Origin of the sequence: Leptospira terpstrae serovar Hualin str. LT 11-33 = ATCC 700639 (genome assembly GCF_000332495.1) — a bacterium.
GTDB lineage: Bacteria > Spirochaetota > Leptospiria > Leptospirales > Leptospiraceae > Leptospira_A > Leptospira_A terpstrae.
In genome coordinates, this window is the sequence record NZ_AOGW02000010.1 from 826881 (window position 1) to 839949 (window position 13069).

General features: G+C 40.0%; 10 protein-coding genes. 1 reads left to right on the top strand and 9 read right to left on the bottom strand.

Features of this window, described 5'->3' with window-relative positions:
- Positions 1 to 9 precede the first annotated feature (9 nt).
- From LEP1GSC203_RS12355 to rplM, 7 genes are all read right to left on the bottom strand, one after another.
- Positions 10 to 711: a LolA family protein gene (locus LEP1GSC203_RS12355; protein WP_002974422.1), complete on the bottom strand. Its 702-nt coding sequence runs from the start codon at positions 709 to 711 to the stop codon at positions 10 to 12.
- Between the two features lie 40 nt (positions 712 to 751).
- A complete protein-coding gene (locus tag LEP1GSC203_RS12360; protein WP_002974291.1) occupies positions 752 to 3742 on the bottom strand; it encodes a DNA translocase FtsK in 2991 nt (996 codons plus the stop codon).
- Between the two features lie 76 nt (positions 3743 to 3818).
- Positions 3819 to 4316, bottom strand: a complete 498-nt coding sequence (locus LEP1GSC203_RS12365; protein ID WP_002974224.1) for a YajQ family cyclic di-GMP-binding protein — start codon at positions 4314 to 4316, stop codon at positions 3819 to 3821.
- Positions 4317 to 4342: 26 nt separating this feature from the next.
- Positions 4343 to 7102 (bottom strand): alanine--tRNA ligase, encoded by a 2760-nt coding sequence (gene alaS, locus LEP1GSC203_RS12370; protein ID WP_039937820.1) that lies wholly within the window; start codon positions 7100 to 7102, stop codon positions 4343 to 4345.
- A gap of 49 nt (positions 7103 to 7151) precedes the next feature.
- Positions 7152 to 8357, bottom strand: a complete 1206-nt coding sequence (locus LEP1GSC203_RS12375) for an MFS transporter (RefSeq protein WP_002974395.1) — start codon at positions 8355 to 8357, stop codon at positions 7152 to 7154.
- A 68-nt stretch (positions 8358 to 8425) separates the two neighbouring features.
- Positions 8426 to 8821 carry a 30S ribosomal protein S9 gene (gene rpsI / locus LEP1GSC203_RS12380; RefSeq protein ID WP_002974071.1) on the bottom strand — a complete coding sequence of 132 codons (396 nt, stop codon included), beginning with the start codon at positions 8819 to 8821 and terminating at the stop codon, positions 8426 to 8428.
- Position 8822: 1 nt separating this feature from the next.
- Positions 8823 to 9275, bottom strand: coding sequence for a 50S ribosomal protein L13 (rplM, locus tag LEP1GSC203_RS12385; RefSeq protein ID WP_002973943.1), 453 nt, complete (start codon positions 9273 to 9275; stop codon positions 8823 to 8825).
- Positions 9276 to 9352: 77 nt separating this feature from the next.
- On the opposite strand from rplM, the gene thiL reads away from it, so the two are divergent.
- Complete coding sequence (gene thiL, locus LEP1GSC203_RS12390; protein ID WP_002974339.1) at positions 9353 to 10261, top strand: thiamine-phosphate kinase; 909 nt, start codon at positions 9353 to 9355, stop codon at positions 10259 to 10261.
- Here the strand turns inward: thiL and LEP1GSC203_RS12395 are convergent.
- Both LEP1GSC203_RS12395 and pcnB read right to left on the bottom strand, forming a co-directional pair.
- Complete coding sequence (locus LEP1GSC203_RS12395) at positions 10240 to 11514, bottom strand: hybrid sensor histidine kinase/response regulator (RefSeq protein WP_002974451.1); 1275 nt, start codon at positions 11512 to 11514, stop codon at positions 10240 to 10242. The genes thiL and LEP1GSC203_RS12395 overlap by 22 nt on opposite strands.
- Before the next feature lie 63 nt (positions 11515 to 11577).
- On the bottom strand, positions 11578 to 13053 hold the full coding sequence (gene pcnB, locus LEP1GSC203_RS12400; protein WP_002973639.1) for a polynucleotide adenylyltransferase PcnB: 1476 nt from the start codon (positions 13051 to 13053) through the stop codon (positions 11578 to 11580).
- Positions 13054 to 13069 lie beyond the last annotated feature (16 nt).

A 13069-nucleotide genomic window follows, 5' to 3' on the forward strand; every position in this document is an offset into this window, starting at 1 on the left:
CCTCTTAGCTTAGTTTTCGGATACAAGTGGGTTGTTTACAATTTTAGCGTTTCCGCTCATGTGAAAATTGAAAACTCCATCTTGGATTTCTTCAGAAAAATTAATATTGGAAAATGAGATTGTGGTTACTTTCCCGCGTCCATCGGTAGCCACTGCTTTTTTGATTAGGTAAGATTCGGAATCAACAAAAAGTTTCATCTTTTCAAACCCACCAATCTTTTCTCGTTGGTCGAGATCCAAAACAAAGTATTTTGCCGTATCTCCCATAGAACGAGGTTGTTCGATGGTATCAAATTTATAATGGTATTTACGAAAAAGACGATTGAGGCCATCGGGACTGTTCGTTGTAAAGATGGGACCCGAAGTATTTTTACGATCAAGAGTTAGGTCTTGTTTACCTACAGCACCTAACCTCTTGATAAAGATATGAAGAGTTTTTCCATCAGATACAATTTCGTCCCCTTCCGGTTCTGCAAAGTTGTATCTGATTTTGCCGGGACGTTTGTAAAAACATTTCCCGCGCATCTGTTTTTCCTTTTTGTTGTCTTCTGTTTTGATGAGAAAATCAGCCGAATAGGAATTGATATCACTAAAGTTCTTCTTTATCTTTTTCACCACTTCGGAGGGTGAGTGCCAATTGTGAGCCGGACTTGTTTGGGCACCGAGAGACACCCCAAATACAAGTAAAAAAGATCCGATCCATACTTTCATAGTTTCCCAGTTTTTCAGACAAAGTTCTCTTGTCGATGATTTACGCTGAACGCAGGATTTCCCGTGGTTTGGCCCCGATTTGTGGGGAAACATAACCACGCATTTCCATGAGTTCCATAAGCCTTGCGGCCTTGTTGTATCCGATCCTCATCCGGCGTTGGAGGTAACTAGCACTGGCTTTTTTTTCCGTGACAACGATATTCCAAGCCTCGTCAAAAAGTTCTTCATCTTCATCGGAAGCCATTTCGACACTGGTTTCATCCTCCCAATTCATCTCCACATACGCAGGAGCCCCTTGTTTTTTAGCCTCTTCCACGATGGATTCAATTTCTTTCTCTTCAATAAAAGGAGCTTGGATTCTTTGGAGGTCACTCGAAGTCGGAGACCGGTATAAAAAGTCTCCTTTTCCGAGAAGGGTTTCGGCCCCGCTTGTATCAAGAATGGTTCTAGAGTCCGTCTTTTGTGCCACTTGGAAGGCTACCCTTGCCGGACAGTTTGCTTTGATCACCCCGGTGATCACATCCACGGATGGCCTTTGGGTTGCCATCACCAAATGGATTCCGACAGCCCTTGCTTTTTGAGAAATCCTTTGGATTTGTTCTTCGAGATCCTTTCCCGAAACCATCATTAAGTCCGCAAGCTCGTCAATAAAGATCACAATGTACGGAAGTTTCTGAAAGCCTTTGGCATGGGCATACTCATCCACTTTTTCATTAAAACTTTTGAAGTCCCTACTTTTCAATTGGGAGATCATTTGGTATCGACTCTCCATTTCTTGAATGGCCCAAGAAAGTGCCTTGGTTGCTTTTTTCGGATCGGTGATCACTGGCATTAAAAGGTGAGGAATCCCTTCATACAATGTCATCTCCACCATCTTCGGGTCAATCATGATGAAGCGCACTTCTTCGGGAGAACGAGTGCAGATAAGACTGGTAATCATCGCATTGATACTCACCGACTTTCCAGATCCCGTAGTTCCCGCGACGAGTAAGTGCGGAAGTTTTGCGATATCTATCATCACAAGTTTTCCCGAGATGTCTTTTCCAATACAAATCGAAAGGTCTTTGGCCTTGTGTTGGAGGATGGTATCTTTTAAAATTTCAGATAAAAACACATCTTCTCGAATCCGGTTCGGAACCTCAATCCCGATGGAAGCCTTGCCCGGAATTGGTGCCACGATCCGAATGTTTTTTACTTCTAAGTAGGCTCTGATTTCATCAGAAAGTGAAACGATACGGTTGAGTTTGATCCCATTAGGAATGGTGATCTCATAACGCGTGATAATCGGTCCTCTTTCTTTTGTAATCACTTTGGACTCAATTCCAAAATGACCTGTAGACTCTTCGATTTTACGAGAGATCAGATCCAGTTCTGAATCATTTTTTAAAATATTGGCCACAGGTACTTGGTGAGACACAAGTAACCTAGGCGAGATATAATACTTTCCTTTTTTCAGTTTGGGTTTTGGAACCATGGAACCAAACATTAGTTCTTGCTCTACTTTCGGTTCTGGTTTTTTCTTACCAAAATTTCCAGAACTTAAGTTAGAGCGAACAAGAGGAGATGCCTCTTCCACTGCCAAAGTTTCGAGAGTTTCTTCTTCAAACTCTTCGGAACTAGAATCTATTTCTTCTTGTGACTCATCAGATTCACTACTTTCATTTGCATCCCAACCAGTTTCTTCTACAAGAGAAAGACGCACTGATTCTGGAATTTGGATGGCTTCTGTTTTTCCAGGAATCTCTTCCTCTTCAGAACCCATAAGGACTGGCAATGCCGATGGGTCGTCATAGGAACCATCCTCTTCTGATTCAACGTCCTCAACTTCTTCTTCATAAAAGTAAGTAGGAGACTGAAAACTGGACTTTTCGAACCGTTCGTCTTTTTCACCAAACAAAGGTTGAATTGGTTCTAATTTAGGTAACTCCAAACTAGTGAGGTCCGCAATTGCCTCCCCTTTTGGTTTCCATTTTGCTTCCGGAAATTGAAACAGGATTTTGGATTCCCGTTCCATTTCCTTTTCTTCCAATTCCTCGGTAAGACGTCTATTGTCTGTTAGTTTTAATTTAGAAATTAATATTTCATTCCGTACATTTTCCGCAAGAGAATCCAATTTTGATTCTGATTTTTGGAAACGAAACACCTTACCTGACTCGTCAAAAAAACCTTCAAATTTGGTAACATTTCGGTAACGAACCGCTGGTTTTTGTTTGGATACTATCGAATGATTCAAACCTTCTTTATCTTTCGAAAGCCCATCTTCGTTACGGAAACGGTCAAAATCCATTCCTGTTTTTTGTCTATATTTCCCAGGATTTTCTTCGGCGACTACATTCCAAAAATGACTCGCGATATCTTCTTTGGTTTCTTCCTCTGTTTGGACACTAAACCATTGTTTGTTTCGAATCTCTTCTATGGGGGCGCGGCGCGTGGATACCACTGATTCCAAAAATTGAGGAAGTCTCAAGTGAGGGAGTTCCTTTCGTCCGCCCATCAATCGATAAATTCCATTGGAATATTTATGAATGGCATCAAAGGTAAAAGACCAAGCTCCGTCTTCAAGCCAGATCACGGCAAAGTATAAGTATAAAAAGAATACGACAAGGATACGACCCGTCTCTCCAAAAAGATAAGAAAAAACCCAAGAGAAAAATTGGCCAAGAATTCCACCACTGTCCCCTACATGACCTAGAGGAGTTTCAAGTAAATGCAAACTCACTGTTGTTGCCACAAGGAAAAGAGGGAAAAACAATGCTTTGCCCAGTCTGTCGAAGTCAGGATTTCGCAAAGAAAGGACACCTAACATCAAAACAAATCCAGCAAATAAAAACGAGGACTTCCCAAAAAGATAAAGAAGTGTAAATGCGATGTAATGCCCAAGCCTTCCAAACCAATTGAAAAGCGACCCGTCTTCTCCTTCCTGAAACGAAAAGAGAGACAAAAGTAAAAACACACCGGAAAATACTAATAGATACGGAAGGAAGTCTTTACGTGGCAAAGTCCATCCCCATACGGATTTTTTAGGGTCCATACGGGAAATATCGGCCGGTTTTGAGACATAGGCAGAAAAAAAATGGAAGCGAAAAGGCTTTCTTTAAGCTAAGAATCTAACCCTTAAAATTCGTAAAATTGGCATCAAAATTGAAATTGGCGTTGCGAATCGCCGCCATCACCTCTTGCAAATCGTCCTTTTTTTTGCCCACCACCCGAACCGATTCCCCCTGGATGGTTGCCTGGACTTTCAGTTTTTGGTCTTTGATGAGGGTGGTGATTTGTCTTGTTTGGTCTTTGTCCAATCCATTTTGGATCTTTACTTTTTGACGGACGGTTTGACCCGTAGCCGGCTCAATTTTGGATTCAAAATCAAAGGCCTTTAGACTAATTCCCCTTTTTGCCATTTTGGTAGTGAGGACATCAATCACCTGCTTTAGTTTGATCTCATTTTCTGAGGTCAAAACTAAGGTGTCTTCCGTGAGTTTGATTTCTGAATTCGATCCTTTAAAATCAAATCGTGTTTGGATTTCTGTCATGGCTTGTGCCACGGCATTCTGCAATTCCGGTCTTTCGATTTTTGATACAATGTCAAATGATGGATCTTGTGCCATATAGTTTACTCCTAACTGATTCTTATTTATCCTAAACTCTTTTTGGCAAGGCCCAAAGCAAAATCCAAAGCGGCTTGTAAACTTTCAGGTTTTTTGCCACCACCTTGTGCCATATCTGGCCTTCCGCCCCCTTTTCCATCTAACAGAACTAAGGTTTCCTTCAAAAGGTCACCACAGTGGATTCCCCTTTCGTTCAATACCTTATTGCACATAAAAACAAGGGAACTTGTTTCTCCCTCCACCGATCCAAAGAGGCAAAGAATTTCTGGTTCTTTGGCTTTGAGGCTATCGGCCAGGTCTTTGAGAGACTTGGCATCCACAGAATTAAACATTTCCGTAACCACTTTTCCTTTCGAAAAGGAATGGGCTTTTTTAAGAAGTCCATCGACAAGTTCCGGATTCATCTGGAAGCTCAGTTGTTCTTTTTTCTTTTTTGCCTTAAAGAGGGCGCTGGATTTTTCTTCTAGTTCCGTCTCTAAACTTTCGCGCAGTGTGCGCAAAAATTCCACAGCTGCATTTCCTTTTTTGGAAAATAAATTTTGTAAGTCTTCGGGTGCGGGAACTACAGTCGAAATTCCAAATTCTTTCAGATCACCAAACGTTTCTTTGGCGTTTAAATTATGTATTTCCACTTTTGCGGCCAATGTTTGGAACTGAGACAAAAAGTATTCAATCACTGTTTCCCCACAAATTGCTTCGACCCGTCTATTTCCTGCACCGGGACTTCCTTCTTTGATGATGGCAAAATATCCAATTTCTTTGGTGTTGGAAACATGAGTTCCCCCGCAAAATTCTTTGGATTTATCACCCATAGAAATCACGCGAACTAATTTTCCATATTTCTCATCAAACATAGACAAAGCACCAGAATGTTTCGCATCTTCAATGTCTAAAACTTCTGTTTTCACAGGGATGGAAGCATTCACCGCATCATTTACATCTTTTTCAATGGAGATGATATCTTCTAGAGAAAGCGCCTTGGGATGGGAAAAATCAAATCTTAAATAATCAGAGGAAACGATGGAACCTTTTTGTGCCACATGGTTTCCTAGGATACGTCGCAGTGCCCCATTTAACAAGTGTGTACCGGAGTGATGGTTGGCTAAGTTTTGGCGCCGCCCAGTATCTATCTCTGCTTCGATTTGATCCCCCACGGAAATATTTCCTTTTAGAATCACACCCAAATGGAGGAAGGTTTCGTTTTCTTTTTGTGTGTCCTGGACTTGAAACTGGAACCCCTCTTTTTTTAGATACCCCCAGTCTCCGATCTGACCACCGCCTTCTGCATAAAATGGAGTTTTATCCAAAATCACAACGGCTTCTTCCCCTTGATTTGCAGAAGTAACTGACTTACCATCTACAAATAGATAAATCACTTTTGCCTCTGCTTTTGCGGCCGAATATCCTAAAAATTCTGTTTTGAGTTCGGGACTTGCAGTAATCCCAGTTAGATATTGGACTTTTTTACCTTTCCAACTAGCGCGCGATAGGTCACGGTCTTTTTCGAGTTCCTCTTCGAATCCTTTGTCATCAAAACCAAAACCACGATCTACCACAAGTTCTTTGGTCATCTCACGAGGAAACCCGTAAGTGGAATAAAGTCGAAATCCTTCTTTCCCTGTGACAACTGTTTGGTTGTTATTTTTCAGATGTTCCAGTAGAGTTTCTAATTCTTCGAGACCTACTTCCAAAGTATGAAGGAATAACTCTTCTTCTTTTTTTAAGATAGATTCGATGTCTTTTGCTTTGTCCTTTAGTTCTGGATACCTTACTGAATATAAATCCCGAAGTGTTCCAATTAGTTTATATAAAAATGGTTCGTGAATTCCTAGTTTTCTTGCAAAAAGGGAGGCACGACGAATGAGCCTACGAATTACATACCCCCGACCTGTGCGGTCAGGATAGATTCCATCTCCTAACGAAAAGAATACGGAACGGGAGTGATCAGTAATCACTCGAAAAGACTGTTTGGTGGAATCGTCATAAGTTTTACCAGAGAGTGTTTCGATTTTACGAATGATGGATTTTAATTCATCCGTATCATAAACCGAATCCACTTCCTGTAAGAGCATAGCCACACGTTCGAGTCCAGATCCTGTATCAATTCCAGTTTGTTTTAATGGGAGGAGTTCCCCGGAAACCGTTTGGTTAAATTGGTTAAATACTAAATTCCAATATTCTAAATAACGATCACAGTCACAACCTGGTTTGCAATTGGGATTATTTCCACAATTAGGTCCACCTTTTTCTGGACCACGATCCAAATACAATTCGGAACAAGGACCACAAGCCCCACTATCTCCTGCAGGACCCCAGAAATTATCTTTTTTTCCAAGCCTTACAATTCGTTCTTCGGGAATGCCTGCATCCATCCAAATCTTTTTGGCTTCATCATCATCTAAGTAAATCGTTACCCAAATTTTATCTTTAGGGATATGTAAGTGGTTCAGTGAAAAATCAAGGGCATATTCAATGGCTTCTTTTTTGAAGTAATCTCCAAAAGAAAAGTTCCCGAGCATTTCAAAAAATGTACAATGCCTTTCTGTTTTACCAACTACTTCCAAATCTGTGGTTCGAACACATTTTTGTACCGAAGCGGCTCTTGTGTAAGGTAAGTCCACGGCTCCCGTAAATAGAGGTTTGAACTGAACCATTCCCGCGGTTGTAAATAAAAGAGTGGGATCTCCCTTCGGGATAAGGCTTGAAGAAGGCACGATGGTGTGGCCTTTTTCTTTAAAGTAATTGGTATACAACTCAGCAATTTCGCGGACAGTTTTCGACATCATACACTTACAGCGAAATCGGGTTTGCCTCCTAGGGCAAGGAAATTAGAAGTTAACTCTCCCGTAATTCCTTGTATTGGAGAAAAGAAACCAAGGCAAAAAAGAGAAATAAACCACCCAAAATTCCAAAGGTGAGTTGGGAACCAATGGAATCCGCAAGGAGAGCGGAAAGAAATCCAGACACCGCCGGCGTGAATTGAAAACAAACCGTATAAAGAGAAAGGATCCTTCCTCGGATTCCATCTTCCGCGCGTTTTTGTAAAATCGCAGGAAGAAGGCTGGAAACCACTCCGCCAGAAACTCCAAAACAAAACAAAAAGAAAGAAGTAGCAGAAGCTTTTCCAAAAGGAACAAAACCTAAAAAGAATAGAGAGGAGAGGGTAAAAACAATCAGTAAAATTAGACCCTTTCTTTCCAGATGATGGAAAAGGATGGTGAGAACACCACCGAGAAATAACCCCGGCCCTAAAAATACAAGAACCGTTCCCCGAGCCAATTCCCCGAGTCCCAATTCGTTACGAACATATTTAGGAAGGATGACTTGGATGGGTCCAAGGGCAAGCATACTGAGAACAGCCATGTACATCACTTGCCTAGATACAGAATCCACTTTTAGAAACTCTACTACTGTTTTGAGATTTGCAGATAAGGAAGGAATATTTTCTAGTTTTTGTCCTTTCGCATCGAACCTTGGTTTCTCAGTCTTACTTTCATATCGTAATAAGCTAAAAGCGATCATCGAAAGTAAGTGAAAGGATGTTAATACCAAAAATAAACTAGGATACCCATTTCCTTCCCGAAACCAACCGACGGCAAGAGGGCTCATCCCAAAAGCAAAGATCAAAAGTAAATTTCCGGCTATGGTATGAAAGACAAGTCTGTGTGATTCCATCACCTCTCGTAGAATGGCCATCCTACCGGGAAGAACTGTTGTCATTCCAATCCCATTCACGAAAGCAAGTGGTAACAAAAATAGTGGATGGGTTCGAAAAAAATCCGTAAAAACACCTAACAGAAGAGAGGAGATGAAAAGAAAAAACTGAAAACTCACGACCACCCATTTTTTGGAATAATGATCGAGTAAGTAACCCGTATATAAGAAGAAAATAGGAAAAGGTAAAAAAAGAAAAAAGAAGACGATGCCTGAGAATCCTTTCACTGCATCTAATGTTTGGCAAAAAATAACGATCGAATATAAAAAACAACTACTGGCAAAGGTACCAATGGCGAAGGCAAAATAAAATATCAGTTGGTGCAAGGGGGTACCTACCTAAAAAAAAAGCCTCCCGTAGGAGGCTTCGTATCGGAAAAAAAGAGGAATTCCGATTAACGTTTTGAGAACTGAGTTCCTCTACGCGCTTTGTGTAGACCGTATTTTTTACGTTCCACCATACGGCTATCTCGAGTGAGAAAACCTTCTTTTTTCAAAGCTGGTTTGAAAGCCTCGTTAAAAGCTACGAGTGCACGAGCTACAGCATGTCGAATTGCTCCTACTTGCCCAATCACTCCACCACCAGTTACATTGAGTGCAATGTCATACTTGTCGCGAGAATCTAAAACTAAAAGTGGCTCAAGAGCACGGCGAACTAAGTGTTCCCCATTTTTAATGTAATCGTTTACATCTTTATGGTTCACTGTGATTTTACCAGTTCCAGATGCGATTTTTGCACGTGCAACGGATGTTTTGCGTCGGCCTACTGCCCAAATTGCTTTTTGCGCCATATTATTTCAACTCCAGTTTGAGGGGCTTTTGAGCTCCCAAGTTGTGGTCATTACCAGCGAATACGCGGCAATTTCTCAACATTTGATCACCTAACTTAGATTTAGGTAACATTCCTTTCACAGCTTCCATAATCACTCTTTCAGGATTTTCTTGAATGAGTTTATGGAAAGCAATTGCAGTCATACCACCTGGGTAACGTGAGTGATGGTAGTAAATTTTTTGTTCTCTTTTGCGACCAGTGACTGCCACTTTAGATGCATTAACGATAATGATATTATCTCCACAATCCTGGTTAGGAGTGAAGGTAGATTTGTGTTTTCCGCGAAGTCGGGAAGCTACTTGACTTGCCAATCTTCCGAGAGTCTTATCAGTTGCGTCCACAACAAACCACTGTTTTTGTACGGCTTCTTTTGCGATAGAAGGGGTCTTGTGGGCTTTAGACAATAGTTCCATAAGTACGAGATTTTCCTCTTTTATGTCAGGATTTTCGGTTTTCACACCGGGTCAAACAAAATTATTGGATGTAAGCTTTGAAAGAATCCGAAATTATACGAACTCTGTTTGGAATCACACCTCCACCTGAGGATGATTGTTATTTTTTAGCCCCAAACCGGCTAGTAACAACTGATTCGCTCTCGGAAGGCACTCATTTCCTTCACGATTGGTCTTCACCACAAGTTTTGGCAAAAAAGCTAGTGGAAGTCAATGTCTCGGACATTACAGCTTCGGGCGGTCGGCCCAAAGAATGTTTTTTAAACTTAGGCCTTTCTCCCCTCTCTCGTAAAAAAGAATGGATTCGTTCCTTTTCCAAAGAACTTCGAAAGTCTTTAGACCAATATGGAATGAAACTGGCAGGGGGCGACACCTTTTCTGCCTCAAAAACTCAACTGACACTTACTGTTGTGGGTACCGTGGAAAAACCATGGCTTCGTTCCGGAGGAAAACCAGGAGACTATCTCTATACTACCGGTTCTCTGGGAAAAAGCCAACTTGGCTTTTATGCTTTGAAAAAAAAATCAAAAGACAAATTATACAAGGATGCAATCGAACACCACCTCTCCCCTAAATCTCGTTATACGATATTAAGTTCTCTCCAGAAATTTCAAATCCATGCCTGTATGGATATCACTGATGGGCTTATTCAAGATGCAGAAAGGTTAGCCATTGCTTCGAAAGGAAAATTGAAAATTCAAATTGAATCTGTTCCTTTAGATCCCCTCGCAAACAAAGAACTTGGTTTAGATCTTTGTTTGGGTTCAGGAGAAGAGTTAGAACTTTTGTTTCTTTCTCCCGCAATCCTCCCGACAGTACTCGAGGGAATTCCTGTGACAATGATAGGACGATTAGAAAAAGGAAAACCGGGAGTGCAATTTATTAAAGGTGGAAAAATCTATGTACCCAAGTCCCGTGGATTTCTTCATTTTTCAGAGGAAGAATAAGGTAAAAATATTCTAAATTCTATCTTAGGTTCTTTATTGCTATTAGTATGATCGAATATGTTAAAAGCAGAAATCGTTCCACCGAATTTTTGTAAAGTTTGCCGAACAAAACTTAGTCCAATCCCAAAGTCAAGGGAACCATGTTTCTCATAAATGTTTTTATGTAAGCGAAAAAAAGGTTCAAATACTAATTCCAAATACTCATTTGGGATTCCATCTCTCATTTGAAAGTCTTCGCTCAGTGAATTCACAATAGAAATAACTAAACCATCTTTATTAGATTGAAACAATGAGTAAATCTTACTAGAGCTAGCAGAAAACCTCATCGCATTTAACAATAATTCATAAAATACATTATGAAAATACTTTTGATTCCAAAGAATAGGCTTACTTTCAAAGTTTTTTGTATCAATTTCGCCCATAACAAAAGATTGATTTTTGAGTAAAAAAATAGGACTCATTTCTGATTTCACACTATTAAGTTCTTTTAAAACTTGAACTGGATTGGTTTGGACAGCTGGTATTCGATCAAAAATTACTTCTTCAATTTCGGTGAAACGATCTAATACTTTTTTTGCATAGATTGCATTTTCTTCTAATAGATTGAGAACTTCACTATCTAATATAAAATTCCCATTTTCTGCTTTTGGCATAACTTTAATGATATCTATAATCTGTGTTAGAATCCCAAATCCTGCACCTTGCGCTAAACTTGTACGAAGACCGTAAAACAAGTTTTTATGCATATCTTGCGTATTAAATTCGCCTTTTTTTAAACTATGATTTTTATAACTATACCAATCCAAAAGTTTCTCAAGAGAAATAATCTTTTGTTTTTCATATTCTGAATATTGGTATTCTTTATCCTTATTTGAAAGTTGGTATTTAATTCTTGAGAGAAGTTCTGCCGGAATGACTGGTTTAATGATATATTCCTGAACATGTTCCTTCATGACTTCTATGATCGATTTTGGATCTTCTGTCGATGTAATCACAATTATAGGAATGGATTTGTTTATCTTTCGAATCTCCCGTACAAATTCCAAACCATTACCATCAGGCAATTGTAAGTCTGTCAAAATCACACTTTCTGACAGAAAAGGATTGGATTCTATGTATTCAAGAGCTGATTTGATTTCGGCAAAACTAGTGACTTCCATTCCCTGTTTTTGCAGCAATCCACTATAAAGAAGGGATATGGTGGGATCATCTTCTAATAGTAGTACTTTTGTTAGTGATTGCAGTTTTTCCATCGGTACATCCGACGAAAGAATCATTAAAAAGGTAAGGTCGCAAAACCTTACCTTTTTAATTCGTTACGTTTCTTCTGAATCTGAATCAGAGAATTGTCTATCGGAAGTGGAACCAGGCTGTTTGCCTGAATCTGATTGGTTGTTATCTTGCGCTGTGTTTTGGTTCTGATTTCCACCACCCCTTCTGTCTCTGTGTTTCTTTCTGGGTGGACGCTTTTTATTTGGCTCTTTTTTACGATTCTGTTGTCCGAACTGATGGCTATCCGGTTTCGGTCTTTGTCGTAAAGAGATTTCCCAAAAGAAAGCTGTTTGCACTGCTGATTCATTTCCCTCCGAAATCGCAACGATCTTATAGACCATAAACGCATCGTAGAAGTAGTCCTTCTTTTTGAAAAAGGAGTTTTGTCTTTCTTTTTCATCATCAGTAACTTGAAATCGAGGTTGGCTGATAAAGATCTTCACCAAATTATCTTGTTCACGTTTAGGAATTCCCATACGTTCAAAAACAGGTTGGAGACTTTCTTTGATGTTATGTGCTAGGTGGCCTCTGTCATTTTCATACAAATCTTTGACAATATCATAGAAAATTAAGGAGTAAAAGATCGCAGGAGTCATTTCTTCTCTTGCGGAAAGAAGTTTGTCAGTGACTGCGAGCCTTTTTCCAAGTGGTGTATCCATAAAATGTTCACGCCACTCAACATCTGTTTTCTTTAGTTTATCTGCAGGCTCTTTGAAAAGTACATCAAGCAAATGATTCTCTGCAAGGCCTTCGAATATAATCGAAGTCTTCCAAGTTCTAAACATTTTGTTGTATTCTTCTAATAGTCTAGCAGTAGAGGACTTTTCAAGTTCCAAACGGTTCTTTTTGATTGCCAGTTTGGTTTTTTTCTCGATATCAAGTCCGAGTAATACTGAAAACTTAACAGCTCGTAACATACGAACTGGATCTTCTTTGAACGAAATATCTGGATCACCAATGACCCGAACGATTTTCTTTTGAATGTCTTCGAACCCACCAACGTAATCCAAAATGGAATCGTTTTTAGGATCGTAAAACAAGGAGTTAATGGTAAAGTCGCGTCTTGCCGCGTCTTCCTTTGCTGTACCGAAGGAATTGTCCCGTTTGATGAGATAATCGTTATCTGCTTTGTGTTTTTCCAAACGATGTTCCGGTAATGATCGGAACGTAGAGACTTCAATAATTTTCCCTTTAAAAATGATATGTACAATTTTAAATCGTTTACCGATGATTCGGCAGTTATTGAAGATCCTTTTGATTTGGTTTGGAGTCGCACTTGTGACTATATCAAAGTCTTTTGGGCGTTTGCCCATAAGCAGATCTCGGACCCCTCCACCGACTAAATAGGCCTTGTAACGAAACTTGTTCAATCGATTGATGATTTTGATGGCATCTTCATCGATATTGGCCCTGCGGATAGAATGGGATTCTCGATAGTATCTCTTTCCCTCGGGGTACATCAAAAAGGAATCGACAGAGTCGGCTTTCTTTCTGAAAAGAGAAGTGAGAAATTTAAACATATTGGATTCATCCACT

Bases quoted from the DNA above. Each gene is read 5' to 3' on its own strand.
- LEP1GSC203_RS12360 (WP_002974291.1), bottom strand. From the start codon at position 3,742: ATGGACCCTAAAAAATCCGTATGGGGATGGACTTTGCCACGTAAAGAC.
- LEP1GSC203_RS12355 (WP_002974422.1), bottom strand. From the start codon at position 711: ATGAAAGTATGGATCGGATCTTTTTTACTTGTATTTGGGGTGTCTCTC.
- LEP1GSC203_RS12395 (WP_002974451.1), bottom strand. From the start codon at position 11,514: ATGGAAAAACTGCAATCACTAACAAAAGTACTACTATTAGAAGATGAT.
- rplM (WP_002973943.1), bottom strand. From the start codon at position 9,275: ATGGAACTATTGTCTAAAGCCCACAAGACCCCTTCTATCGCAAAAGAA.
- LEP1GSC203_RS12365 (WP_002974224.1), bottom strand. From the start codon at position 4,316: ATGGCACAAGATCCATCATTTGACATTGTATCAAAAATCGAAAGACCG.
- rpsI (WP_002974071.1), bottom strand. From the start codon at position 8,821: ATGGCGCAAAAAGCAATTTGGGCAGTAGGCCGACGCAAAACATCCGTT.
- pcnB (WP_002973639.1), bottom strand. From the start codon at position 13,053: ATGTTTAAATTTCTCACTTCTCTTTTCAGAAAGAAAGCCGACTCTGTC.
- alaS (WP_039937820.1), bottom strand. From the start codon at position 7,102: ATGATGTCGAAAACTGTCCGCGAAATTGCTGAGTTGTATACCAATTAC.